The 25339-nt window shown below is 72.6% G+C and carries 24 protein-coding genes and 1 riboswitch; of the genes, 11 read left to right on the top strand and 13 right to left on the bottom strand.

The genetic code is table 11. The features are described 5' to 3' along the window. The first annotated feature begins 31 nt into the window (after positions 1-31). A riboswitch (TPP riboswitch) is annotated at positions 32-144 on the top strand. The 5 genes from thiO to ACGF3I_RS18135 all read left to right on the top strand — a co-directional run bounded on the left by thiO (position 142) and on the right by ACGF3I_RS18135 (position 5330). Then, positions 142-1323: a glycine oxidase ThiO gene (gene thiO, locus ACGF3I_RS18155; protein WP_393133106.1), complete on the top strand. Its 1182-nt coding sequence runs from the start codon at positions 142-144 to the stop codon at positions 1321-1323. (Overlaps the previous riboswitch by 3 nt.) Beyond that, positions 1320-1520 carry a sulfur carrier protein ThiS gene (thiS, locus tag ACGF3I_RS18150; protein WP_393133104.1) on the top strand — a complete coding sequence of 67 codons (201 nt, stop codon included), beginning with the start codon at positions 1320-1322 and terminating at the stop codon, positions 1518-1520. Before thiO ends, thiS begins: the two co-directional genes overlap by 4 nt. Positions 1521-1523: 3 nt before the next feature. Further along, a complete protein-coding gene (locus ACGF3I_RS18145) occupies positions 1524-2318 on the top strand; it encodes a thiazole synthase (protein ID WP_393133102.1) in 795 nt (264 codons plus the stop codon). 121 nt (positions 2319-2439) lie between these two features. Then, entirely contained in the window at positions 2440-4467 is a 2028-nt protein-coding gene (gene pknB / locus ACGF3I_RS18140; protein WP_393133100.1) for a Stk1 family PASTA domain-containing Ser/Thr kinase, read from the top strand. Between the two features lie 11 nt (positions 4468-4478). Continuing rightward, on the top strand, positions 4479-5330 hold the full coding sequence (locus ACGF3I_RS18135) for a deoxyribonuclease IV (RefSeq protein WP_393133098.1): 852 nt from the start codon (positions 4479-4481) through the stop codon (positions 5328-5330). A 28-nt stretch (positions 5331-5358) separates the two neighbouring features. Here the strand turns inward: ACGF3I_RS18135 and ACGF3I_RS18130 are convergent, their stop codons facing one another. Then, complete coding sequence (locus ACGF3I_RS18130) at positions 5359-5991, bottom strand: sulfite oxidase-like oxidoreductase (RefSeq protein ID WP_393133096.1); 633 nt, start codon at positions 5989-5991, stop codon at positions 5359-5361. A gap of 153 nt (positions 5992-6144) precedes the next feature. Here ACGF3I_RS18130 and bfr point away from each other — a divergent pair, with 153 nt between their 5' ends. Next, entirely contained in the window at positions 6145-6624 is a 480-nt protein-coding gene (bfr, locus tag ACGF3I_RS18125) for a bacterioferritin (protein ID WP_393133094.1), read from the top strand. Positions 6625-6655: 31 nt separating this feature from the next. On the opposite strand, the gene ACGF3I_RS18120 is transcribed toward bfr, so the two are convergent. Then, on the bottom strand, positions 6656-6913 hold the full coding sequence (locus ACGF3I_RS18120; protein ID WP_393133092.1) for a bacterioferritin-associated ferredoxin: 258 nt from the start codon (positions 6911-6913) through the stop codon (positions 6656-6658). A gap of 177 nt (positions 6914-7090) precedes the next feature. Continuing rightward, positions 7091-8422, bottom strand: coding sequence for a class II 3-deoxy-7-phosphoheptulonate synthase (locus tag ACGF3I_RS18115; protein WP_393133090.1), 1332 nt, complete (start codon positions 8420-8422; stop codon positions 7091-7093). Between the two features lie 196 nt (positions 8423-8618). Here ACGF3I_RS18115 and ACGF3I_RS18110 point away from each other — a divergent pair, with 196 nt between their 5' ends. The 3 genes from ACGF3I_RS18110 to ACGF3I_RS18100 all read left to right on the top strand — a co-directional run bounded on the left by ACGF3I_RS18110 (position 8619) and on the right by ACGF3I_RS18100 (position 13547). After that, the gene (locus ACGF3I_RS18110) at positions 8619-11387 is read left to right on the top strand and encodes an N-acetylmuramoyl-L-alanine amidase (protein ID WP_393133088.1); all 2769 of its coding nucleotides are present in this window, start codon (positions 8619-8621) and stop codon (positions 11385-11387) included. A gap of 147 nt (positions 11388-11534) precedes the next feature. After that, complete coding sequence (locus ACGF3I_RS18105; RefSeq protein WP_393133194.1) at positions 11535-11591, top strand: trp operon leader peptide; 57 nt, start codon at positions 11535-11537, stop codon at positions 11589-11591. A gap of 99 nt (positions 11592-11690) precedes the next feature. Next, entirely contained in the window at positions 11691-13547 is a 1857-nt protein-coding gene (locus tag ACGF3I_RS18100) for an anthranilate synthase family protein (protein ID WP_393133086.1), read from the top strand. On the opposite strand, the gene ACGF3I_RS18095 is transcribed toward ACGF3I_RS18100, so the two are convergent. The 5 genes from ACGF3I_RS18095 to ACGF3I_RS18075 all read right to left on the bottom strand — a co-directional run bounded on the left by ACGF3I_RS18095 (position 13510) and on the right by ACGF3I_RS18075 (position 18536). Beyond that, entirely contained in the window at positions 13510-14529 is a 1020-nt protein-coding gene (locus tag ACGF3I_RS18095; protein WP_393133085.1) for a 2-hydroxyacid dehydrogenase, read from the bottom strand. The two genes, ACGF3I_RS18100 and ACGF3I_RS18095, sit on opposite strands and share 38 nt — an antisense overlap. Positions 14530-14652: 123 nt before the next feature. After that, positions 14653-15681, bottom strand: coding sequence for a 6-phosphofructokinase (locus ACGF3I_RS18090; protein ID WP_393133083.1), 1029 nt, complete (start codon positions 15679-15681; stop codon positions 14653-14655). A 138-nt stretch (positions 15682-15819) separates the two neighbouring features. Next, complete coding sequence (locus ACGF3I_RS18085; RefSeq protein ID WP_393133081.1) at positions 15820-16509, bottom strand: response regulator; 690 nt, start codon at positions 16507-16509, stop codon at positions 15820-15822. Beyond that, positions 16506-17720, bottom strand: coding sequence for a MacS family sensor histidine kinase (gene macS / locus ACGF3I_RS18080; protein ID WP_393133079.1), 1215 nt, complete (start codon positions 17718-17720; stop codon positions 16506-16508). The genes ACGF3I_RS18085 and macS overlap by 4 nt, the downstream gene beginning before the upstream one ends. Positions 17721-17756: 36 nt before the next feature. Continuing rightward, positions 17757-18536 (bottom strand): 1-acyl-sn-glycerol-3-phosphate acyltransferase, encoded by a 780-nt coding sequence (locus ACGF3I_RS18075; protein ID WP_393133077.1) that lies wholly within the window; start codon positions 18534-18536, stop codon positions 17757-17759. Between the two features lie 156 nt (positions 18537-18692). Here ACGF3I_RS18075 and ACGF3I_RS18070 point away from each other — a divergent pair, with 156 nt between their 5' ends. Both ACGF3I_RS18070 and ACGF3I_RS18065 read left to right on the top strand, forming a co-directional pair. Then, positions 18693-19472, top strand: coding sequence for an alpha/beta hydrolase (locus ACGF3I_RS18070; RefSeq protein WP_393133075.1), 780 nt, complete (start codon positions 18693-18695; stop codon positions 19470-19472). Beyond that, the gene (locus ACGF3I_RS18065) at positions 19465-20214 is read left to right on the top strand and encodes a hypothetical protein (protein ID WP_393133073.1); all 750 of its coding nucleotides are present in this window, start codon (positions 19465-19467) and stop codon (positions 20212-20214) included. Before ACGF3I_RS18070 ends, ACGF3I_RS18065 begins: the two co-directional genes overlap by 8 nt. A 688-nt stretch (positions 20215-20902) precedes the next feature. On the opposite strand, the gene ACGF3I_RS18060 is transcribed toward ACGF3I_RS18065, so the two are convergent. The 5 genes from ACGF3I_RS18060 to ACGF3I_RS18040 all read right to left on the bottom strand — a co-directional run bounded on the left by ACGF3I_RS18060 (position 20903) and on the right by ACGF3I_RS18040 (position 25215). Further along, a complete protein-coding gene (locus tag ACGF3I_RS18060; RefSeq protein WP_393133071.1) occupies positions 20903-21649 on the bottom strand; it encodes an endonuclease/exonuclease/phosphatase family protein in 747 nt (248 codons plus the stop codon). A 324-nt stretch (positions 21650-21973) separates the two neighbouring features. After that, complete coding sequence (locus ACGF3I_RS18055; protein ID WP_161248258.1) at positions 21974-22927, bottom strand: ROK family glucokinase; 954 nt, start codon at positions 22925-22927, stop codon at positions 21974-21976. Between the two features lie 176 nt (positions 22928-23103). Continuing rightward, positions 23104-23538 carry a DUF5304 domain-containing protein gene (locus tag ACGF3I_RS18050; RefSeq protein ID WP_393133069.1) on the bottom strand — a complete coding sequence of 145 codons (435 nt, stop codon included), beginning with the start codon at positions 23536-23538 and terminating at the stop codon, positions 23104-23106. A gap of 70 nt (positions 23539-23608) precedes the next feature. Further along, positions 23609-24733, bottom strand: coding sequence for an ArsA-related P-loop ATPase (locus ACGF3I_RS18045; RefSeq protein WP_393133067.1), 1125 nt, complete (start codon positions 24731-24733; stop codon positions 23609-23611). Between the two features lie 2 nt (positions 24734-24735). Next, positions 24736-25215, bottom strand: coding sequence for an SRPBCC family protein (locus ACGF3I_RS18040; RefSeq protein WP_393133066.1), 480 nt, complete (start codon positions 25213-25215; stop codon positions 24736-24738). Positions 25216-25339: the final 124 nt, after the last annotated feature.

Genomic DNA, 25339 nt, shown 5'->3' with positions numbered 1-25339 from the left:
GCCCCGGGGGCTCGGGCTATGGTGGCAGGCGTAAAGCACTCGCGGGAGCCCGGACGCACCGGGCTGAGAGGGAGGCTGGGCGGCCTCCGACCGTACGAACCTGATCCGGGTCATGCCGGCGAAGGGAGGGGCTGGACGCCCATGCGTTCTTCACACCACGGGTCCGGGAACGGGTCCGACGTCCTTGTGGTCGGCGGCGGGATCATCGGGCTCGTCACCGCGTGGCGGGCCGCACAGCACGGCCTCGGGGTCGTGCTGGTCGACCCGGAGCCGGGCGGCGGGGCCGCGCAGGTCGCGGCCGGGATGCTGGCCGCCGTCACCGAACTGCACTACGGCGAGCAGACGCTGCTGGCCCTCAACGTCGAATCCGCCCGCCGCTACCCGGCCTTCGCCGCCGAGCTGAGCGAGGTCACCGGTCTGGACACCGGCTACCGCGCCTGCGGCACCCTGGCCGTGGCGCTCGACTCCGACGACCGCGCCCATCTGCGGGACCTGCACGCGCTCCAGGTCCGCTGCGGCCTGGAGTCCGAGTGGCTCCCGGGCCGCGACTGCCGCCGCCTGGAGCCGATGCTCGCGCCGGGCGTGCGCGGCGGGCTGCGGGTGGACGGGGACCACCAGGTCGATCCCCGGCGCCTGGCCCGGGCCCTGGTCGCCGCCTGCGCCGCGGCCGGGGTGCGCTTCGCGCACGGCTGGGCCGAGCGGCTCACGGTCGTACGGGAACGGGCGACGGGAGTCGTCCTCGCGGACGGCACCGCGCTCACCGCCGACCGGGTCGTGCTCGCCGCGGGCAGCCTCAGCGCCCGGCTCGATGGTGTGCCGCAGGAGCTGCTCCCGCCGGTGCGCCCCGTGAAGGGCCAGGTGCTGCGGCTCACGGTGCCGCCCGCGTACGCGCCCTTCCTGTCCCGGACCGTGCGGGCGGTGGTGCGGGGCAGCGACGTCTATCTCGTACCGCGCGAGAACGGTGAACTCGTCGTCGGCGCCACCAGTGAGGAGCTGGGGTGGGACACCACGGTCACCGCCGGCGGGGTCTACCAACTCCTGCGCGACGCCCATGAGTTGGTGCCCGGCATCACCGAGCTCCCGCTCACCGAGACCCGGGCCGGCCTGCGCCCGGCCTCCCCCGACAACGCGCCCCTGCTCGGCCCGACCGCGCTGCCGGGCCTGCTGCTCGCCACCGGGCACCACCGCAACGGCGTGCTGCTGACCGCCGTGACCGGCGACGTCATGGCGCACGTCCTGACCACCGGCGAACTGCCCGACGAGGCCCGCCCGTTCACCCCCCGCCGCTTCACCTCCGCACCTCGGGAGCTGACGACCGCATGACCATCTCCGTCAACGGCGAGCCCCGCGCGCTCGCCTCCGGGACCACCCTCGACGCCCTCGTCGCCGCCCTCACCCCCGCGCGCTCCGGCATCGCCGCCGCCGTCAACGAGACGGTCGTGCCGCGCGGCGCTTGGCCGACGACCACGCTGGGCGAGGGCGACCGCGTCGAGGTCCTCACCGCCGTGCAGGGGGGCTGAGCCGTGGCCGACGACCTGCTGACCATCGCCGACACCACCTTCGGCTCCCGTCTGATCATGGGCACCGGCGGGGCACCGAGCCTCGACACCCTGGAGCGGGCCCTGGTGGTCTCCGGCACCGAGCTCACCACCGTCGCGATGCGCCGCCTCGATCCGACCGTGCAGGGCTCGGTCCTCTCGGTGCTCGCCCGGCTCGGCATCCGGGTGCTGCCCAACACCGCCGGCTGCTTCACCGCGGGCGAGGCCGTGCTGACGGCCCGGCTCGCCCGCGAGGCGCTGGGCACGCACTGGGTGAAGCTGGAGGTGGTGGCCGACGAGCGCACCCTGCTGCCCGACCCGATAGAGCTCCTGGACGCCGCCGAAGTGCTGGTCGACGACGGTTTCACGGTGCTCCCGTACACCAACGACGACCCGGTCCTCGCGCGGAAGCTGGAGGACGTCGGCTGCGCGGCGATCATGCCGCTCGGCTCCCCCATCGGCTCGGGCCTCGGGATACGCAATCCGCACAACTTCGAGCTGATCGTCGACCGGGCGAACGTGCCGGTCATCCTCGACGCGGGCGCGGGCACGGCGTCGGACGCCGCGCTCGCGATGGAGCTCGGCTGCGCCGCGGTGATGCTCGCCTCCGCGGTCACCCGGGCCCAGGAGCCGACGCTGATGGCGGAGGCGATGCGGCACGCGGTGGAGGCGGGCCGGCTCGCCCACCGCGCGGGCCGCATCCCGCGCCGCCACTTCGCGCGGGCGTCCTCGGCCATGGAGGGCCGGGCCGCGCTCGACCCCGAACGGCCCGCCTTCTAGCACCGGCGGGCCGCCGTGCGGGCGGGGCCGCGCGGGCGTCCTCGTCACAGCTCGGCTTCAGTACGGGCCCAGGGGCGCACGCGGCGTGAAGGGCGTCGCGGGGCGCTCGTAAACTCTCCCCGTGGATACGACCCTTCATGACCCCCTGGTCGGGCAGGTGCTCGACGGCCGCTACCGCGTCGACGCGCGCATCGCCGTCGGCGGTATGGCCACGGTCTACCGGGCCGTCGACACCCGTCTCGACCGCGTGCTCGCCCTCAAGGTGATGCATCCGGGCCTCGCCGCCGACGCCACCTTCGTGGAGCGCTTCATCCGCGAGGCCAAGTCGGTCGCCCGGCTCGCGCACCCCAATGTGGTCGGCGTCTTCGACCAGGGGGCGCAGGACCAGTACGTGTACCTCGCGATGGAGTACATCGCCGGCTGCACCCTGCGCGACGTGCTGCGCGAGCGCGGCGCGCTCCAGCCGCGCGCGGCCCTGGACATCCTGGAGCCGGTGCTCGCCGCCCTCGGCGCGGCGCACCGGGCCGGGTTCGTGCACCGGGACATGAAGCCGGAGAACGTCCTGATCGGCGACGACGGCCGGGTCAAGGTCGCCGACTTCGGCCTGGTCCGGGCCGTGGACGCGGTGACGAGCACCACGGGATCGGTCCTCGGCACGGTCTCCTACCTCGCCCCCGAACAGATCGAGCACGGCACCGCGGACACCCGCGCCGACGTGTACGCCTGCGGGGTCGTGCTGTACGAGATGCTCACCGGCGCCAAGCCGCACGGCGGGGAGACCCCCGCCCAGATCCTCTACGCCCACCTCCACGAGGGGATGCCCGCGCCGTCCGCCGCGGTGCCGGGCCTCGCCCTCGAACTGGACGAGCTGGTCGCCTCGGCGACCGCCCGCAACCCCGAGGTGCGCCCCGACGACGCGGTGGCCCTGCTCGCGCAGACCCTCGTGGCCCGCGCGGCGCTCGACGAGGAACAACTGGACGCCGTCCCGCCGGGCGCCCGCCCCGGCTCCGGCCGCACCGGCGCCGATGACCGTACGAGCGTGATCCCGCGGGCCGTGCCCACCCCGGCCGGGGCCGCCGCCGTGCCGCTGCCGCAGGACGCGGCGCCGCCGCCGCAGGACGCCGTGCCCGGGCCGGCCATCCACCGCACGACCCGGCTGAGGACCGAAGGACCCGTCCACCACACCAGCCGGCTGATCATGCCGCAGCGCATCGAGGACGAACCCGAGCCGCCGCGGCGCGCCCTGCGCAGCCGCCTGAACAACCGGCGCGGGCCGATCGCCCTGGTGGTCGCGCTGCTCCTGGTGCTCGGGGTCGGCGCGGGCGTCTGGTACATCAACTCCGGCCAGTTCACCCGGGTTCCGGCCCTCATCGGGCAGGGCGAGGACGCGGCGAAGAAGAAGCTGTCGGACGCCGGGCTCGGGGTGAAGAAGGTCGACCGGCAGTTCAGCGACACCGTCGAGCGCGGCCAGGTCGTCTCCACCGACCCGGCCACCGGCGCCCGTATCCGCGGCAACGGCTCGGTGACGCTGGTCGTCTCGCGCGGCCCGGAGACGGCGCAGGTGCCCAAGCTCGACGGGATGCCGCTCGACCGGGCCAAGAGCGAGCTGCAGAAGGCGGGTTTCGCGCCGGGCGACACCTCCAGCGAGTTCAGCGACGACGTCGACCAGGGCGCGGTGATCCGCACCGACCCGCCCGCCGGCGTCAAGCGCCACACGGACACCGCCGTCGCCCTCGTCCTCAGCAAGGGCGCCCCCGTGGACACCCCCTCGGTGGTCGGCGACTCGGTGGCCGACGCCACCTCGGCCCTCCAGAACGCCGGGCTCAAGGTCGTCGTCGCGCCCGAGCAGGTCAACTCCGCGCAGGACGCGGGCAAGGTGGCCGCCCAGTCGGCCGCGGAGCACGCGCGGCTGGCCAAGGGCGACACGGTCACCCTGACCGTCTCCAAGGGCCCCCGCCTGGTCACCGTGCCCAAGGTCACCGGCGAGAAGGCGGACGACGCGCAGAAGGACCTGGAGAAGGCCGGCTTCAAGGTGAAGGTCGACCGCGGCTTCCCGTTCCTCAGCGACGAGGTGTCCGGGCAGTCGGTGGCCGCCGGCTCCCAGGCCCCCGAGGGCTCCACCATCACCATCACCACCAAGGGACTGTAGGTAGTCACCCCATGCGCAACCCCATCGGCGGCCACGTGCCCGTGGCCGGCGGCCTCGCCACGGTCGGGCTCGGCTACGCGCGCGAGATCGGCGCCGAGGCCGTGCAGGTCTTCGCCGCCAATCCGCGCGGCTGGGCCACCCCCGCAGGCAACCCGGCCCAGGACGAGCGGTTCAGGGCGGAGTGCGCCGAGGCCTCCATCCCGGCGTATGTGCACGCCCCGTACCTGATCAACTTCGGCTCGCACACCGCGGCGACGGTGGAGCGGTCGGTGGAGTCGCTCCGCCACTCGCTGCGCCGGGCCCGGGCGATCGGCGCGCTCGGCGTGGTCGTGCACACCGGCTCGGCGACCGGCGGGCGTCCGCGCGCCGAGGCGCTCGCCCAGGTCCGTACGCATCTGCTGCCACTGCTCGACGAACTGACCCACGACGACGACCCGTTCCTGCTCCTGGAGTCGACCGCGGGCCAGGGCTCCTCACTGTGCTCGCGCACCTGGGACTTCGGCCCCTACTTCGAGGCCCTGGACGCCCATCCGATGCTGGGCGTCTGCCTGGACACCTGCCACATCTACGCGGCCGGGCACGATCTGGCCGGGCCCGGCGGGATGAAGCAGACCCTGGACCTGCTGGTGGACACCGTGGGCGAGGGGCGGCTCAAGCTGATCCACGCCAACGACTCCAAGGACGTGGTGGGCGCGCACAAGGACCGGCACGAGAACATCGGCTCGGGGCACATCGGCGCGGAGCCGTTCCGCGAGCTGCTCGGGCATCCGGCGACCGAGGGCGTACCGCTGGTGATCGAGACGCCGGGCGGCAAGGAGGGGCACGCGGCGGACGTGGCCCGGCTGAAGTCCCTGCGATCCTAGGGCCCGTGCGGCGGGCGGGCGGCCCGGCTCAGAGCTCGGGGCCGTCCCCGGGCTCCTCCTGGTAGGAGTAGCGCTGCTCGCGCCAGGGGTCGCCGATGTTGTGGTAGCCCCGCTCCTCCCAGAAGCCCCGGCGGTCGGCGGTCATGTACTCGACGCCGCGCACCCACTTGGGGCCCTTCCAGGCGTACAGGTGCGGGACGACCAGGCGCAGCGGGAAGCCGTGTTCGGCGGTGAGCAGGTCGCCGCCGTTGTGGGTGGCGAACAGAGTGCGGTCGGACAGGAAGTCGGCCAGCCGCAGGTTGGAGCTGAAGCCGTACTCGGCCCAGACCATGACGTGGGTGACATCCGGTGCGGGCGGCGCGAGTTCGGCGATCGTACGGGCCCCGACCCCGCCCCATTCGGCCCCGAGCATCGAGAACTTGGTGACGCAGTGCAGGTCGGCCACGACCGTCTCGAAGGGCAGCGCCGAGAACTCCTCGTGGTTCCAGCAGTGCTTGTCGCCGTCGGCGGTGGCCCCGAAGACGCGGAACTCCCAGCGCTCCGGCTTGAACTTGGGCACCGGTCCGTAGTGGGTGACCGGCCAGCCGCGCTGGAGGCGCTGCCCCGGCGGAAGCTCCGACTGCGCTGCTCCCTGCCGCTCCCGGCTCTCCGGCTGACCCATGACTCCATGGTGACAGACCCCGGGGGGTGGTGCCGACCAGGGACGTCCTGATTCGGGCAACTCCTACTAAGCATGCACTTACTGGACGGGTTCTGATCACGGTGCAAGGATGCGCGGAACCTGCCCAGTTACCGCTTGGAAGGAGCCTCTGCGATGCAGGGCGACCCCGAGGTCATCGAATTCCTGAATGAGCAGCTGAGTGCCGAGCTGACGGCGATCAACCAGTACTGGCTGCACAGCGCGATGCAGGCCAACTTCGGCTGGACGAAGCTGGCGAAGTACACGCGTCACGAGTCGATCGACGAGATGAAGCACGCGGAGGTGCTGACCGACCGGATCCTGTTCCTGGACGGCCTGCCGAACTTCCAGCGGCTCTTCCATGTACGCATCGGGCAGACCGTCACCGAGATGTTCCAGGCGGACCGGCAGATCGAGGTCGAGGCGATCGACCGTCTCAAGCGCGGCATCGAGGTGATGCGCACCAAGGGCGACATCACCTCGGCGAACATCTTCGAGTCGATCCTGGCCGACGAGGAGCACCACATCGACTACCTCGACACCCAGCTGGAGCTGGTCGAGAAGCTCGGTGAGGCGCTGTACATCGCGCAGCTCATCGAGCAGCCGGAGAGCTAGGCACCGGCCCGCGCGGCGGGCTCCGGACGGCTCAGGCGGCTTCGTCGAGCGCGGGGGCGAGCTCCGGCGCCACGGCGGTGAGCGGGGGCATGCCCTGGTCCACCAGCTCGCGCCGGGGGCAGGCGCCGCGTCCGAGCAGCGACTGGATGCGGCGCACGCACGAACCGCAGTCGGTGCCGGCCTTGCTGGCCGAAGCTATCTGGCGGGGGGTGCAGGCACCGCCCTCCGCGTGCTTCTTGACCTGCTCCTCGGTGACACCGAAGCAGTTGCATACGTACACGCGGTTCACCTCCCGGGGTGTGCGGCGCGGGGGCCGTCGGGTCCAGCCGTCCCGATCGACCGGTTCCCGATCCGTCGGTGAGGCAAACCTAACCTTACCCGGCGCCCCGGGGCAACGACAGCCCCGGTACGCCAGTGGGGCGCGGATCACATGGATCCGCGCCCCACTGGCGTGTCACCGGTGGACCTACTGGTCGCGGTACATCTCGGCGACCAGGAACGCCAGGTCGAGGGACTGGCTGCGGTTCAGACGGGGGTCGCAGGCCGTCTCGTAGCGCTGGTGCAGGTCGTCGACGAAGATCTCGTCGCCGCCGCCCACGCACTCGGTGACGTCGTCACCGGTGAGCTCGACGTGGATGCCGCCCGGGTGGGTGCCGAGCGCCTTGTGCACCTCGAAGAAGCCCTTGACCTCGTCCAGGACGTCGTCGAAGCGGCGCGTCTTGTGGCCCGAGGCCGCCTCGAAGGTGTTGCCGTGCATCGGGTCGGTGACCCAGGCGACGACCGCACCGGAGGCGGTGACCTTCTCGACCAGCTCGGGGAGCTTGTCGCGGACCTTGTCGGCGCCCATCCGCACGACGAAGGTCAGCCGGCCCGGCTCGCGGTCCGGGTCGAGCCGGTCCACGTAGGTCAGCGCCTCGTCGACGGTGGTCGTCGGGCCGAGCTTGATGCCGATCGGGTTGCGGATCCGGGAGGCGAACTCGATGTGCGCCCCGTCCAGCTGCCGGGTGCGCTCACCGATCCACACCATGTGGCCCGAGGTGTCGTACAGGTGGCCGGTGCGCGAGTCGGTGCGGGTGAGCGCGGACTCGTAGTCGAGCAGCAGCGCCTCGTGCGAGGCGTAGAACTCGACGGCCTTGAACTCGGCCGGGTCGGTGCCGCAGGCCTTCATGAAGTTCAGCGCGTTGTCGATCTCGCGGGCGAGCTGCTCGTAGCGCTGGCCGGACGGCGAGGACTTCACGAAGTCCTGGTTCCAGGCGTGCACCTGGCGCAGGTCGGCGTAGCCGCCGGTGGTGAAGGCGCGCACCAGGTTGAGCGTCGAGGCGGAGGCGTTGTACATCCGCTTCAGGCGCTCGGGGTCCGGCACGCGGTCCTTCTCCGTGAAGGCGAAGCCGTTCACGGAGTCGCCGCGGTAGGTCGGCAGGGTCACGCCGTCGCGGGTCTCGGTGCCCTTGGAGCGGGGCTTGGAGTACTGGCCGGCGATACGGCCGACCTTCACCACGGGCACCGAGGCCGCGTAGGTGAGGACGGCGCTCATCTGCAGGAGGGTCTTGAGCTTGGCCCGGATGTGCTCGGCCGACACGGCGTCGAAGGCCTCGGCGCAGTCGCCGCCCTGGAGCAGGAACGCCTCGCCCTGGGCGACGGCTCCCAGACGGGCGCGCAGCTGGTCGCACTCGCCCGCGAAGACGAGCGGCGGATACGACTCGAGGTCCGCGATCACATCGCGCAGAGCCTCGGCATCGGGGTACTCGGGCTGCTGCGCCGCGGGAAGGTCACGCCAGGTGTTTACGTTCACGGTCACCGGACCCACATTACGGGGTCGGGCAAGCCGTCCATTCCGGCGACCACCCAATGAGACGACGACCGTCGGAGCCGGACCCGCTTCCAAGATCGCGCAGACCCTCCCCCCTCGCCCCACGACGGGCTCACCCCCTGTTAATCTCACGCCACATATTGAATACAGGGCAAAGTGACCAGGGGTGGGTGTGAGCCGAAGCGTGAGCAGAAGGCAGCAGAGTCGCGCGACGAAGAAGATCCTTGCGTACGGGGTGGCGGGGGCCGTGGCCGTCACCGCGTTCGGCACGGTGGCCGTGGCAGCGCCGCGTGAGGCGGGGGCGGCGCAGGACGGCGGGGGGCGGGCCACGACGGCCCTGCAGGCCCAATTCGCCGCTGCGGCCAAGGAGTTCAAGGTTCCGCAGAGCGTGCTGATGGCGGTCTCCTACCGTCAGACGCGCTGGGAGGACCACAACGGCGAGCCCAGCACATCGGGCGCGTACAACGTCATGGGCCTGACCAGGGTCACGCCCGCCGACGTGGCGCCGCCCAGTGCGCAGGAGCAGCTCGCGCACCTGAACATGAGCGGCGATCCGGCCGTCATGAAGAAGTTCGACGCCCGGAAGGCGCCGACCGGCGAGGCCGGTGTCGACACCAACGACCCGCGGCTGCACACGCTCGACGAGGCGGCCCGGCTCATCAACAAGCCGGTGGACACGGTCCGCGACGACGCCGGGCAGAGCGTCCGGGCGGGCGCGGCGCTGCTCGCCCAGTACCAGCGCGCGGCGACCGGTTCGCTGCCGGCCGATCCGGGCGCCTGGTACCCGGCGGTGGCCCGCTACAGCCAGGCCCCCGACGTCAAGGGCGCGGACGCCTTCGCCCAGCGGGTCTTCGACTCGGTGCGCTCCGGCGAGAGCCGCGTGACCACCGACGGCCAGCACCTCGCCCTGGCCGCCGACCCGGCGGTCGAGCCGGTGAAGCCCGCGAAGATGCCGCTCGCCACGGCCCCCGCGGGAGCGGCCGCCGCGGCTCCGGCCGCCGCCGAGTGCCCCGCGGGCCTGCCGTGCGACGTCAAGCCGGCCCATGTGAACAACTACAACCTCGCCACGCGGCCGGACAACGGGTTCGACATCCGGCAGATCATCATCCACGACACCGAGGGCAGCTACGACGGCTCCGTCGCGGTCTTCCAGGACCCCAACGCCCAGGCGAGCACGCACTATCTGATCAAGGACGACGGAAGCCTCGTCACGCAGATGGTGGCGACGAAGGACGAGTCGTACCACGCGGGCAACAAGACCGTGAACATGCACTCGCTCGGCATCGAGCACGTGGGCTTCGCGATCAAGGAAGGCAGCTGGTACAGCGAGCAGCTGTACGAGTCGTCGGCCACGCTCGTCAAGTACCTGGCCGGCCGGTTCGGCATCCCGCTGGACCGCGAGCACATCATCGGCCACGACGAGGTGCCGGGCGTCCTGGACGGCAACGTCGCCGCGATGCACTGGGACCCGGGTCCGTTCTGGGACTGGAACCACTACATGTCCCTGCTCGGCGCCCCCACCGGCGCCGGCGGCGCAGGCCAGCCGCTGCGGGCCGGCCAGGTCGTCAAGGTGGTGCCGCCGTTCACCTCGGCGAACCAGCCGCCCCTGACCTACGGCGGCAAGGACGTCAGCGCCCGTCCGGCGAACTTCGGCTACCTCTACGCCACGGCCTCGACGGCGACGCCCATCGCGGACCCGTACATGCCGAACGTGAAGTGGAGCGACGGGCCGAACTGGGGCGACAAGGTCGTGGCCGGCGGCAGCTACGTGGTCGCCGACTGGAGCGGTGACTGGACGGCGATCTGGTACGCCGGCCGCAAGGCCTGGTTCTACAACCCGGGCGGTCAGTACACCTCGGTCGTGGCCCCCTCGGCCCCGGTCGTCCTGAAGGCCAAGGGCACGGCGGCCGTCCCGGTCTACGGGCGCGCCTACCCGGAGGACGCGGCGTACGCGGGCACCGGGGTGCCGGTGCAGAACAACAACAACGCCTCGCTGACGAAGTACAGCATCCCGGCCGGCCAGGCCTACGTCGCCGCCGGTGCGCCGGTCGCGGGCGACTACTACTACGGCGGCACCACCCTCGGCACCCTGGTCAAGGGCACCCAGACCTTCTACCCGATCCGGTACAACCACCGGATCGCCTGGGTGAAGACGGCCGACGTCCAGCAGATCACCCCGACCGGGCCGGTGGCCGCCGACAACCGCTACAACCTGCTCGCGCGGGACGCGGACGGCGGGTTCTGGCAGTACCAGGGCTCCGGTGACATCGCGCAGCCGTTCCTGACCCGGTTCCGGATCGGCAGCGGCTGGGGCATCTACAACGCCATGACGGACCTGTCGGACTTCCGTGCCGACGGCCGCGGCGACCTGATAGCCCGGGACGCCTCCGGCGTGGCCTGGTACTACAAGGGCAGCGGCAACCCGGCGGCCCCGTTCGGCGACCGGGTCAAGCTCGGCGCGGGCTGGGGCGTGTTCAACGCGCTGGTCGGCGCGGGCGACCTGACCGGTGACGGCCAGGCAGACCTGATCACCCGGGACGGCGACGGCCGGCTGTGGCTCTACCCGGGCACCGGCGGCCCCGCCTTCGGCACCCGCACCCAGATCGGGACCAGCTGGGGCATCTACGACCAGATCCTGAGCACCGGTGACCTCGACGGCGACGGCAAGGGCGACTTCGTGGCGCGCGAGCCCTCGGGCAAGCTGTGGTTCTACCCGGGCACCGGCAGCGCGGTGCAGCCCTTCGGCGACCGCCACCAGGTCGGCACCGGCTGGAACGTCTACGACTCGATCGTCAGCTCCGGCGACCTGAACGGGGACGGCAAGCCGGACCTGACGGGCCGCGACGCCGACGGCAAGCTCTGGTTCTACCCGGGCAACGGCGGATCGGTGCAGCCCTTCGGCGACCGCCGCCAGATCGGCTCCGGCTGGAACATCTACAACACGCTCCTCTGATCCGGACGATCGATCCGCACGGTTGATCCGCGCGGTTCGATCCGCACGGTTGATCCGCGCGGTTCGATCCGCTGATCCGCGCGGTTCGATCCGCACGATCGCGCGATGGCGCCGCCGGCCGGCGGCGCCATCGAGTAGAGTGCCGGCATGTTCGCGCAGCTGAACCAGAACTGGTGGTGGACCGCTCATCCGGCGGCCCGCTGACTCTCTGCGCTGACACAGACTCACGAAGGCCGCCCCGAGGGGCGGCCTTCCGTGCATCCGGCGCCGTTCCTCCCGCACCTCCACGGAAGGAACCAACTCATGCCGATCCAGCGGCTGTTGGACGAGAACTGCCCGCCGTTCGCCCTGCTGCGCAGGCGCACCCCGGGCCATGACCACGACATCGTCGAGCTCCTGATCGGCGAGGTCCACGAGGCCGGGCACCTGGCCGACCTGCCCGTCGGCGACCGGCCGACGCTCGCCCTCGTGCCGTTCCGCCAGATCCGCGAGCGCGGCTTCGACGTCCGCGACGACGGGACCCCGCTGTCGTACCTGGTCGCCGACGAGACCCATGAGCTGCCGCTCGCGGACGTGCTCGCCGCGCTGCCCGCGCACGAGGTGCACGTCGAGGACGGGGGCTTCGACGTGGACGACGCGGCGTACGCGGGCATCGTGCGGCGGGTGATCGAGGACGAGATCGGCCGCGGCGAGGGCGCCAACTTCGTGATCCGGCGCACCTTCACCGGCACCGTCCCCGGCTTCGGCCGGGCCGACGCGCTGGCCCTGTTCCGCCGGCTGCTGGTGGGCGAGGAGGGCGCGTACTGGACGTACGTGGTGCACACGGGCGAGCGGACCCTGGTGGGCGCGAGCCCCGAGGTGCACGTGCGGATGTCCGGCGGCACGGTCGTCATGAACCCGATCAGCGGGACCTACCGCTACCCGGCCGGCGGCCCGAGCGCGGAGGACCTGCTGACCTTCCTCGCCGACCGCAAGGAGACCGACGAGCTGTCGATGGTGGTCGACGAGGAGCTCAAGATGATGTGCACGGTGGGCGACATGGGCGGCGTGGTGATCGGGCCGCGCCTGAAGGAGATGGCCCATCTCGCGCACACCGAGTACGAGTTGAGGGGCCGCTCCTCGCTGGACGTGCGCGAGGTCCTCAGGGAGACGATGTTCGCGGCGACCGTCACCGGCTCCCCGGTGCAGAACGCCTGCCGCGTCATCGAGCGGTACGAGGAGGGCGGGCGCGGCTACTACGCGGGCGCGCTGGCCCTGCTCGGCCGGGACGCGGGCGGCGCCCAGACGCTGGACTCCCCGATCCTGATCCGCACCGCCGACATCTCCGCCACGGGCCGGCTGCGGGTCCCGGTCGGCGCCACCCTGGTGCGGCACTCCGACCCGGACGGCGAGGTCGCCGAGACGCACGCCAAGGCGGCGGGGGTGCTGGCCGCCCTCGGGGTGCGGCCCGGCCGGGCGCGGGAGGGATCGGCGCGCCCGCGCCTGGCCGACGACCCGCGGGTGCGGGCCGCGCTCGACGCCCGGCGGGCCGACCTCGCGCCGTTCTGGCTGCGGATGCAGGACCGGCCGGCCGAGCCGTCCGGCTCGGCCCTCGTGGTGGACTGCGAGGACACCTTCACCGCGATGCTCGCCCATGTGCTGCGCTCGGCGGGCCTCGACGTCTCCGTGCTCCGCTACGACGTGCCCGGGCTGCGGGAGCGGGTGCTGGGCCACGAGGGCCCGGTGGTGCTCGGTCCGGGGCCGGGCGATCCGCTGGACGCGGCCGATCCCAGGATGCGGCTGCTGCGCCCGCTGGCGGCCGAGCTGCTGCGCTCGCACCGGCACGGACTGCTCGGCGTGTGCCTGGGCCACGAGCTGATCGCGGCGGAGCTCGGCCTCGAACTCGTCCGCAAGCGGGAGCCCTACCAGGGCGCGCAGGTGCGGATCGACCTGTTCGGGCGCGAGGAGACGGTCGGGTTCTACAACAGCTTCGCGGCGCGCTGCGAGGACGCGCTCGGCCTGCCCGGCGTCGAGATCGCGCGCGACCCGGTGACGCACGAGGTGCACGCGCTGCGCGGCCCCGGCTACGCGGGCATCCAGTTCCACCCGGAGTCGGTGCTCACGCTGCGCGGCCCCGAGGTCGTCAGGGAGCTCCTTGCGGGGGTGGCGGCACTGCACTGACCAGGACGTTCGGGGTGTGGCGGCCTTCGATGTAGGCCGCCACGTTCTCCAGCGTCGCCGCGACGATCTGGCCCACCGCGTCCTCGGTGTAGTACGCCTGGTGCGAGGTGACGACCACGTTCGGGAAGGTCACCAGGCGGGCCAGGGTGTCGTCCTCGACCGCCTCCAGGGACTTGTCGAGGAAGAACAGGCCCGCCTCCGCCTCGTACACGTCGAGGCCGACCCCGGCGAAGCGTCCCTTGCGCAGCTCGCCCACCAGGGCGTCGGTGTCGATGAGGCCGCCGCGGCTGGAGTTGACCAGGATCGCATCGTCCTTCATCGCCGCGAGTTCCGCGCGGCCGATGAGGTGGTGGGTGGCGGGCAGCAGCGGCACGTGCAGGCTGATCACGTCGGCCCGGGCGAGCAGTTCGTCCTTGTCCACGTACGTCATGCCGAGTTCGGCGCAGGCCGGGTTCGGCGCCACGTCCCAGCCGAGCAGCTCCATGCCGAAGCCGTGCGCGATCCGCGCGAAGGCCACGCCGATCTTGCCGGTGCCGAGCACGCCCACGGTGCGGCCGCGCAGATCGCGGCCGAGCAGGCCGTCCAGGCGGAAGTCGAAGTCGCGGGTGCGGTTGCAGGCCCGCACGATGCGGCGGTTCACGGCCATCGCCAGCGTCCAGGCGAATTCGGCGACGGAGTACGGGGAGTAGTACGAGACCCGGGCGATGGTCAGGCCGAGGCGCTCGGCCACGTCCAGATCGATGTTGTTGAAGCCGGTGGAGCGCTGGGCGATCATCTGCGTGCCGCCGACGGCCAGGCTCTGCAGCACCCGGGCGTCCAGGATGGCGTTGACGCTGGTGGAGATCACCTCGTACCCGGCGGCGATCGGCGCGGTGTCCTCGGTCAGGAAGACGTCGAGGCAGCGGACGTCGTGGTGTCCCGCGAAGGCCCTCTCGATCAGCGGCTTCTCGTCGGCCTGCACGCCGAATGCCAGGATGTCCACGACTCTCCCCTTGGTGGGCGCGGTCCGACCGTCACGACCGTTTCGGCCGTTTCGGACGGACTTGCGGGCTATGGGCCGGTCAGCGCGAATATACGGCCCACAGCCTCGCCGTGCCCGGCCGCGTCAGCCGAAGAAGACGCCGACCTCCGCGTAGAGCGCCGGGTCCACGGTCTTCAGTTTCGCGGTGGCCTCCGCGATCGGCACCCGCACGATGTCGGTGCCGCGCAGCGCGACCATCGAGCCGAAGGCGCCGTCGCGCACCGCCTCGATGGCGTGCAGCCCGAAGCGGGTGGCGAGCCAGCGGTCGAACGCGCTCGGGGTGCCGCCGCGCTGCACATGGCCGAGGACGGTGGTCCTGGCCTCCTTGCCGGTGCGCCTCTCGATCTCCTTGGCCAGCCATTCGCCGACGCCGGACAGACGCACGTGCCCGAAGGAGTCGAGGGTGCCGTCCTTGAGGACCATCTCGCCGTCCTTGGGCATGGCGCCCTCGGCGACGCAGACGATCGGGGCGTAGGTGGCCTGGAAGCGGGAGGTGACCCACGCGCAGACCTGGTCGACGTCGAAGCGCTGTTCCGGGATGAGGATGACGTTGGCGCCGCCGGCCAGCCCCGAGTGCAGGGCGATCCAGCCCGCGTGGCGGCCCATGACCTCGACGACCAGGACCCGCATGTGGGACTCGGCGGTGGTGTGCAGCCGGTCGATGGCCTCGGTGGCGATGCCGACGGCGGTGTTGAAGCCGAAGGTGTAGTCGGTGGCGGACAGGTCGTTGTCGATCGTCTTGGGCACGCCGACACAGGGGATGCCGTACTCGTCGCTGAGGCGGGCCGCGACCCCGAGGGTGTCCTCGCCGCCGATGGCGATCACGGCGTCGATCTCTTCCTTGGCGAGGTTCTCCTTGATGCGGCGGACCCCGTTCTCCGCCTTGAGGGGGTTGGTGCGCGAGGAGCCGAGGATGGTGCCGCCGCGCGGCAGGATGCCGCGCACCGCCGGGATGTCCAGCGGGACGGTGTCGCCCTCCAGGGGGCCGCGCCAGCCGTCCTTGAACCCGGTGAACTCGTAGCCGTACTCCTGCACACCCTTGCGGACGATGCCCCGGATGACGGCGTTGAGCCCGGGGCAGTCACCGCCTCCGGTCAGTACTCCGACCCGCATGGAATGGTCCCTTCACCTGGGAGTGACGTACGCCGTCCACGCTAGTGGTGACGTACGTCACTCCGGGATGGGGCGGATGGTCAATTCCCTTGATCGGTACGGGAGTTGACGGGCCGTCGTTCACTCGCACGGGGGACCTCAGACGTCGTCGAGCCCGCGTTCGATCGCGTACCGCACGAGTTCGACGCGGTTGTGCAGCTGGAGCTTGCCCAGGGTGTTCTGCACATGGTTCTGCACGGTGCGGTGCGAGATGACCAGGCGCTCGGCTATCTGCTTGTAGCTCAGGCCCTTGGCGACCAGGCGCAGCACCTCGGTCTCGCGCTCGGTGAGTTCGGGGGCCCTGGGTTCGTCGGCGGTGGCCGGGGCCGGGTCCCGCGCGAGGCGGCGGTACTCGCCGAGCACCAGGCCGGCCAGGCCCGGCGTGAACACCGGGTCGCCGACGGCCGTGCGGCGCACCGCGTCGGTCAGCTCGTCGGCGCTGGCCGACTTCAGGAGGTAGCCGAGGGCACCGGACTTCACCGCCTCCAGCACGTCGGCGTGCTCGCCCGATGCGGACAGGACCAGGACGCGAAGGGCCGGGTCGGCGGCCACCAGTTCCTTGCAGACCTGGGCGCCGGGCATGCCCGGCAGGTTCAGGTCGAGGACCAGGACGTCGGGCGCCACGGCCCGGGCCCGGCGCACCGCCTGCGGGCCGTCGCCCGCGGTGGCCACCACGTCGAAGCCCGCGGCGGCCAGGTCGCGGGCGACCGCGTCGCGCCACATCGGGTGGTCGTCGACCACCATCACCCTGACCGTGCCGTCCGCCCGCACCGCCTGCTGTTCCGTCATCCGTGCCGTCCTGCCTTCCCCCGTGGGACCTTCAGTTCAACTTCCGTACCCTGGCCCGGCACGGAGATCAGCTCCGCCGTGCCGCCCAGGTCGCGCAGCCTGCCGCGGATCGAGAGGGCGACGCCCAGGCGCCCCTCCCCCTCGGCCCGCTCCAGACGGCCCGCCGGGATGCCGGGGCCGTCGTCCCGCACCGTCACGATCACCTCGTCCCCCCAGTCCTCGACCAGGATCCAGGCCTGGGCGGACGCTCCGGCGTGCCTGCGGACATTGTCCAGGGCGGCACTGACAGCCGCCGCCAGCTCATGGGCCACGGCCGGTGCGAGCGGCACCGGGGCTCCCGGCTCCGCGAAGGAGACCCGCGACCCCGCGTGCCGGGCGAGCAGCGAGCGCAGGTCGACCCCGGCCGCGTCACCGGGCTCGTCCTCGACCTCGACCTCCCGCACCACGGCCCCGTTGGCGAGGTCCTCGGAGGCGCGGGTCGGCGGGACGAGGCCGCTGGAGACCAGGGTGCGCAGGGCGACCTCCTGCTCGCCCGCCAGCCGGCCGAGCTCCGCCGCCTCACCGCCGAGCGCGCTGCCGCGGCGCTGCACCATGGCCAGGACCTGGAGCACGCTGTCGTGGATGTCGCGGGCCAGGCGCTCGCGCTCGCGGGTGGCCGCCTCGATCTCCAGGGCCCGGGCGAGGGTGGCCTCGCTGGAGCGGGCCACCTCCACGATGTAGCCGATCGCGATGGAGGCGATCCACACCAGCAGCACGTTGTGGAAGGTGTCCCGGGTGGGATAGGCGCGCTCCACGATGTTGGCGACGGCCACCAGGGACGAGGCGAACCCGGCCCAGCGCCAGCCGCCCTTGATCGCGAAGGCGAGCACCGCGCCGGCGGTGGCGATGGTCGGCAGCGTCGGGCCGTCGACGTGCTGGGCGTCCAGGTCGGCGAGCGGGGTCAGCAGGATGCCGGCGAGCACCACGGTGAGGTCGACGGCCAGGAACCGCTTGGTGCAGGCCGCCGCGTTCGCCACCCGGGGCAGGGTCGCGGCGTTCCACACCGTCAGGACGGCCAGGTAGCCGATGCCGACCCAGGGCCGTTCGAACTTCTCGTAGCCGCTGGCGAAGATCGCCAGCGCGTAGAGCGTGGTGAGCACCCGGTAGCCGGTCAGGGCCCGCCACAGCGGCAGCTCCACCGACATCCGTACGACGCGTTCCCGCTTCGCCATCTCCCCCGCCCCCCGGGCCGGCCCCGTGAACGGGCGCTAGTCGCCCGGCTGTTCCGCCCGCTTGGCCTGCTCGGCCTCGCGGGCCCGTTCGGCCTTCTCCGCGGCCTTGAGCTCATCGGCGGCACGCTTGGCCTGGTCCGCGATCTGCCGCTTGGCCGCCGTCGCGTAGATGTCGACGTACTCCTGGCCGGAGAGCTTCATGATCTCGTACATGACCTCGTCGGTCACCGAGCGCAGGATGAAGCGGTCGCTCTCCATGCCCTGGTACCGGCTGAAGTCGAGCGGCTTGCCGATCCGGATGCCGGGACGCATCAGCTTGGGGACGACCTTCCCCGGCGGCTGGATCTTCTCGGTGTCGATCATGGCGATCGGGATCACCGGGGCGCCGGTGGCCAGCGCGACGCGGGGCAGCCCGCCCGGCTTGCCGCGGTAGAGACGGCCGTCGGGCGAGCGCGTGCCCTCCGGATAGATGCCGAAGAGGCCGCCGGCCTTGAGGACGTCGATGCCGGCGTTGATCGCGGCGTCACCGGCCCCGCGGACACCCGAGCGGTCCACCGGGAGCTGGCCGACGCCCTTGAAGAACGCGGCCGTCAGCTTGCCCTTGACCCCGGGCGAGGTGAAGTACTCCGCCTTGGCGATGAACGTCACCTTGCGGTCGAGGACGGCCGGCAGGAAGAAGGAGTCCGAGAAGGAGAGGTGATTGCTCGCCAGGATCGCCGGTCCTTCGGCGGGGATGTTCTCCAGGCCCTCCACCCACGGCCTGAAGGCGAGCTTCAGAGAGCCGCCGATGGAGAACTTCATAGCGCCGTAGATCAACTCGGATGCCTTCCTGTGCTTGTCGAACAGACCTTAACCCGTGCCGGGCCCGGCCTCCCGCGCGACGGCCCTGGTCGGTGTCGGTCCGGTCGCGTACCGTGAAGTAGGACTCCCCCGCACAACCCCCCGCCCCTGCTCATGAACAGGAGACCCCTGGTGCCGGTCCTCCCTGGAGCCGAGCCGTTCCGCCACGAGGGCGGAGAGGTCGGCGTCCTCCTCTGTCACGGTTTCACCGGTTCCCCGCAGTCGCTGCGGCCCTGGGCCGAGTACCTCGCGGAGCGCGGCCTCACGGTCTCGCTGCCGCTCCTTCCCGGGCACGGCACCCGCTGGCAGGACATGCAGCTCACGGGCTGGCAGGACTGGTACGCGGAGGTGGACCGCGCGCTGCGCGAACTCCTCGAGCGCTGCACCCGGGTCTTCGTGTTCGGGCTCTCCATGGGCGGCGCCCTCGCGCTGCGGCTGGCCGCCAGGCACGGCGACTCGGTGAGCGGGCTCGTGCTGGTCAACCCCGGCAACAAGGTGCACGGCGCGGCCGCCCACGCGCTGCCGGTGGTGCGCCACTTCGTGCCGTCCACCAAGGGCATCGCCAGCGACATCGCGCTCGAGGGCTCGGTGGAGATCGGCTACGACCGGGTACCGCTGCACGCGGCACACGCGCTGCGGAACTTCTTCCGCATCGTGGACGGTGAACTGCCGCAGGTGACCCAGCCGTTGGTGGTCCTGCACAGCCCCCAGGACCACGTGGTGCCGCCGGCCGACTCGGCGCGGATCCTCAGCCGGGTCTCCTCCACGGACGTCAAGGAGATCCTGCTGGAACAGAGCTACCACGTGGCGACGTTGGACCACGATGCGGAGCGGATCTTCGAGGAGAGCTACTCGTTCATCGGCCGCCTCGCTCCGAGCGTCGGGAAGAAGGGGAGCGCCACCGGTGGCTGAACACGACGCGGACCGTGAGCCGCAGCCGATCGACGAAGAGGCCGCGTGGGCGGCGATCGTGGCCGGATACGGCGAGGAACCGGCCGACCCGCCCGGGGCGAGACCCTTCAGATCCATCGAGGACCTGGCCCTGATCGAGGAGGACCCGGAGCCGCCGGACGCCCCCGCTCCGGCCCCCGCACCGGCCCCTGCACCGGCCCCGGATGCGGAAGCCACCCCGCGGGTTGCCGCACCGCCGCCCTCGCCCGCGCCCGGCACGTCCGGCGCCGGTGACCCGGGCAACAAGAGCGACAAGAGCGATAAGGGCGACAAGTTCAGCAAGCCGGGCGAGCCTGGTGATTCCGGTGAGTCCGGCGAGTCCGGCGAGTCCGGCGAGTCCGGTGATGGGTTGGGCAGGCCGGCGCTCGGCAGCTCGGTGGTGTTCGCGCCCGGGGTGGGCGGCCCCCGCGACTTCTCGCCCGCCGAGCCGTCCGAGAACGGGCCGGACGCTCTGGACGAGGGCCACTTCGTACCACCGGAGCCTCCGCCCCTGCCGGAGGCGGACGCGGCGGCGAAATTCGCCTGGCTGGGCGTGATAGGCGGACCGCTGCTGCTGGTCCTGGCGGCGATCTTCGGCTGGGACATCACGTGGTGGCTCACGCTGCTGGGGGTGGGCGGGTTCCTGGGCGGGATCGCGACGCTGTTCGCCCGGATGGAGGGGGATGAGGAGGATGAGGATCCGGGGAGGGGGGCTGTGGTGTGAGCGCCCGGGGGGGCTTGAGTTTGGGGGTTCGGGTGGGTGCGGGCTTGAGGGGGTGACTCCCTGAGGGCCTCGGGCCCGCTGTGCCCCGCGGGTGGGCTGGGGGTTGCCGCGCAGTTCGCCGCGCCCCTGGATCCCCGGTTGCCTGCGGGTCGTGGTTGCTTCTCGCGCAGTTCCCCGCGCCCCTTATGGGGTTGGGCTTCGGCCGGGATGTGCGGTTGCCCGGTTACGCGGTGGGCCAAGGGCCTCGGTCGTGTGCGGGTCGTGGTCGCTTCTCGCGCAGTTCCCCGCGCCCCTTAGCAGGACCGGTGCTGGCCCGCACGTGCATCCCAGCCCGCCTTGCGCAGTTCCCCGCGCCCCTAACCGCACCGGTGCGGGCCAGCACGCGCATCTTCAGCCCGTCCGGCGATTGAGGACGAGCGCCGTTCAGGCGCGATCGGGGTTCGGGGCGGAGCCCCGAGCAGGGGTGCAGGGGGCGGAGCCCCCGCCGGGGTCAGAGGGGCGGAGCCCCTCAGCGGGTCTGGGGCGCAGCCCCAGGGCCAGGCACCCTCCAACCCCCTGCACGGGCGGGCGGGTGGGCAAACCCCCCGGGGGTCTGGGGCGGAGCCCCAGGGAGCCGGGCCCCCCAACCCCCCGCGCGGGCGGGTGGGTGGGCAAGCCCCCCCCAGGGCAGAGCCCCAGGCCGCCCCCGCTAGGGAACCGGGACACGCAGAGCCGCCAGGACCGGGAGGTGGTCCGTGGCGGCGGCCAGATCGGCGGAAGCCAGCCCCTCGGGCACCCCGCACCCCAACACCTCCACCCCACCCGTCACAAAAACCGCGTCGATACGCTGATGAGGATCCCAGGACGTAGAGGTGAACTCCCCACCCCAGGGCGCCACTTGACGGCAGTCCTGCAACGCGGAGGCCAGCCGCCGGAAGCTGGGCCCGTCGGGCCGCTCGTTGAGGTCGCCGCCCGCGACCGCGTGCTCCACCCCCATCCCGGCGAGCCGGTCGAGCAGCGCCCCCGCCTGCTCGTACCGCTCGGCCGCCTGGAGGCTGAGGTGGGCGCTCAGGACGCCGATCCTGGCCCCGCCGATCCGTACCACCGCCGTCGCGAATCCCCGGCGGTGCAGCCCGGGGGTGAGCGGGAGCAGCACGTCCTCGGTGCGTTCCACGGTGGCCCGCAGGGAGCAGAGCAGCATCGGCCCGGCAGCGGTGGCGCCGCCGCTGAGGACGACGAGGTCGGTCGCCGCCGCGAGACGGGCCGCCGCCTTGCGCCAGCGGAAGAAGCGGGGCGCCTCCTGGATGAGGACGAGGTCGGGCTCGCAGGCCCGGATCACCCGGGCGAGCGCCGCGTTGTCGTCGCGCATCGAGCGGATGTTGTAGCTGAGGACACGGATCACGGCAGAGCCGGTTTCCGTCGCGGACGCGGGCAGGCCGTCGGCAGGGGTCGTCATGGTCCACAACGTATGACAGCGCCCGCCGGTCCGGAGAGGACTCGACGGGCGCTGCGGGTACCACGCGCGCCCCACAGAACCGGCGCGGGCCCGTGCCACACGGCAGGGACCCACGGACCCGCACAACGCGGGCGCCCACCCACCTCACACGAACAGAACCGGCGCGGGCCCGCGCCGCACGGACCCCGCACAACACGGCACCAACCCGCGTCACACGAACAGAACCGGCACCGGTCGGGCCCGCACGTCACGGCACGGCAGGCACGGCACGGACCCACAGACCCGAAGACCCCCGGCCCCCGCACAAAGCGGCGCCCACCCACCTCACATGATCGGATCCGGCTGTCGGGCCAGGTCGGCCGCGCCGACCAGGCCCGCCTTGTTGCCCAGCTGGGCGGCGATCACATCGGCCACCGGGCGCCAGTTCCCGCCGACGAGCCAGCGGCGGTAGGACTTGCGGATGGGGTCGAGCACCAGCTCGCCCTCGTCCGAGAGGCCGCCGCCGACGATGAACGCCGAGGGGTCGAAGAGCGAGGCCAGGTCGGCCAGGCCCGCGCCGGCCCAGCGGGCCAGCTCGCGGTAGGAGTCGACCGCGACCGGGTCGCCCTGGCGGGCGGCCATCGAGATGTGCTTGCCCTCGATGCCCTCCGGGGTGCCGTCCCCGAGCCCGAGCAGGAACTCGGCGCGCTCGGGGGTGGCGTTGGCGCGCTGCTTGGCGTAGCGCACCAGGGCCCGGCCGGAGGCGTACTGCTCCCAGCAGCCCTGGCTGCCGCAGCCGCACAGCAGGCCGTCCGGCACCATGCGGATGTGGCCGAACTCGGCGGCCACGCCGAAGTGGCCGCGGCGCAGCTTGTTGCCGATGATGATGCCGCCGCCGAGACCGGTGCCGAGCGTGATGCAGATGACGTTCCGGTGGCCCTTGCCGGCGCCGAAGCGGTACTCGCCCCAGGCGGCCGCGTTGGCGTCGTTCTCGACCACGACGGGGAGGCCGACGCGCTGCTCGACCTTCTCCTTGAGCGGCTCCTGGCGCCAGTCGATGTTGGGCGCGAAGTAGACGGTGGACCGCTGCCGGTTGACGTAACCGGCGGCTCCGATGCCCACGCCCACGATCTCGTGTCCGGCGCGCGCGCCGTCGACGGCCGAGGCGATCGCGTCCACGATGGCATCGGGCGTGCCGGGAGTCGGCACCTTGTGGGTGGAGAGGATGTTGCCGTCCTCGTCGACCACGCCCGCCGCGATCTTCGTGCCGCCGATATCGACACCGATGGTGAGTCCCATGAATCCCTCAGTTCGGTCGAGCCCCGCTACGGCCAACCGTACCCGAGCCGGGGCTCCACCCAGCGTGCCGAGCCCGCGTTCGTCCCAGGGGTGAGACGGGCGCGGCGCTTTGTCCGTACCGGTCCGGATCCCGGCGGGCCGACGGCCGCCGGGCGGGGCCGGGGCGGGCCGCGGGTTCAGTCCAGGTCGATGTGCTCGGTGGGGCCCGGGCCCCCGTCGTCGCGGCCGCGCTCCGCGTCCGCGGTCCAGCGGCGCTCGTGGCCCTCGACGGCCGAGCGGTAGGCGGCGAGCAGCTCGCTGCCGGCCGCGGCCAGGTGGTCGAAGACCTCCGGGTTGCGCTCGATGACGGGCTCGACGGCGGACTTCGCCTGGCTGATCAACTGCTGCACGGCGCCCTGCGCGGCGAGCCCCGACAGTCCCGCCGGGCCGTCGAGGAGGCCGGAGACCTTGTCGGTGACGGCGTCGAACAGCTTGCGCAGCTCCTCGGCGGCTGACCCGGGCGGGGTGCCGTACCGGGCGCGGTGGCGCTCCTTCTCGGCGGCCAGGTCCTCGGCGCAGGCATCCGCCCAGGCATCCGCGTCGGGTCCGGGTCGCTCGGTGGCTTCGCTCATGGCGGACTCCAGCGGCTGGTTTTCCTACGGGTCTGTTTCCCTCGACGTTACCCGAACGGGGGTACCCCGTTCAGCGGGCGCGGGGCCACAGTTCGGGATCCGGGGCGAACCGGATGTCCAGGACGCCGTCGTGCAGCCCGGCCCCGGTGACGGTGCAGCGGCGCAGCGCGGAGGGCAGCGGCACGATGCGGCGGAACGGGCCCACGGTGAGCAGGAGTTCGTCCCCGCGCCGGACCAGCGACAGGCCGTCCTTGACCGCGCCGGGCAGGGGCAGGCTCCACACCAGGACGTCGTCCTGGGCGAGCCGGTCCAGGACGTCCCAGCGCGGTGCCGGAGGCGCGTCGGGGCCAGGCCCGGGCACGAGCCGCTCCAGGTCGTCGTCGCCGCGCGGATCGTGCCCGAGGTGTGCCGCCTCGCGGACGACGGGGTACTCACCGGCCAGCTCGGCCAGGTGCTTGCGCTGCTGGGCGATCAGCCCGGCGAGCCAGGGATCGGGGCTCTCCGCGGGCAGCAGCCGGTTGGCGACGACCGCGTCGAGGGCCAGTCCCTGCACGGCGGTCCCGAGCCGGGCGGTGCGCAGCGCGTCGGCCGCCGCGGGGCCGGGCTCCGCGACGAGCCGTACGGTCGTGCCCGGCGCCTCGATCACGGCCTGGACGGCGGCCAGTTCGCGGTCCCAGCGGGCCGCGGTCTCGTACAGCCACTGCGCGGGCATGGGCACCCCGGCGAGCTGGGCGAGGACCGGGCGCAGGGAGCGGGCCGCCTGGCGTTCGGGCGGCAGCAGCCGGCGCAGATAGCGGCGCAGCTGTTCGGGCAGGGCGAGTGCGGCGAGCGCGCGGTCGGCCGGCGGGAGGTCGACGACGAGCAGGTCCGGCTCCTCGTCCGCCGCCTCGCGCAGGGCGCTGAGCAGCGCGAGCTGTTCGGCGCCGGGGAGTTCGGTGAGTTCCTCGGCGTCCAGGCGGGAGGCGCCGAGCAGGTCGAGCGCGGCGCCCGCCCGGTCCTGGAAGGCGAGGAGTTCGGCGCGGAAGTGGCCCACCGCGTCGATCCGCCGCACGGTGACCCCGGCAAGGCCGCCGGGTGCCCGGTCGCCGGTGAGCAGGGTGACCCGGGCGCCGCCGCGGGCGGCCGCGAGCGCGGTCGCCGCCGCGACGGTGGTGCGGCCCGCGCCGCCGGGACCGGTGACGAGGACCGTGCGCATGGCTAGAGCGACTCGGCCCCGCCGGCGGAAGCGGCTCCGGAGGCACCCGGGCCGCTCTCGACGCGCTTCTTCAGCCCGGCCAGCGCCCGGTCGATGATGACCTTCTCGGCCTTGCGCTTGATCATGCCGAGCATCGGGATCTTGACGTCGACGGTCAGCCGGTAGGTGACCTCGGTCCGGCCGCCCGGGGCGTCCGCGAGGGTGTACGAGCCGTCGAGGGTGCGCAGCATCTGGGACTTGACCAGCGTCCAGCTGACCGTGTTGCCGTCCCAGGTGTAGGCGAGGGTGTGGTCGTCCTTGATCGCGCCCGCGTCGAGCAGCAGCCGCACCTTCTCGGCGTGGCCGGCGGCGTCGGTGGCGAGCACCTCGGCCTCCTTCACCTCGCCGGTCCACTCCGGATACCGGCCGAAGTCCGCGATCACGCCCATGACGTCGGCGGGGGCCGCCTCGATGGTGATAGACGAGCTGGTGTGTTCCGCCATCGTCGTGGCTCCTCCAGTGCGCGGTCCGGTGGGTGTGGGTCTCCCCCGCCCGGCGGGGCCTGCGGCGGCGGGGAGGTGCCCGTGCAGGCTATCGCGTACGGGCCGGTGGCCGTTCCAGTGGCCG

This window comes from Streptomyces sp. NPDC048111 (assembly GCF_043202815.1).
GTDB lineage: Bacteria > Actinomycetota > Actinomycetes > Streptomycetales > Streptomycetaceae > Streptomyces.
Note: the sequence above shows the minus strand (reverse complement) of the source record. Positions and strands in the feature narration are given on the sequence as shown.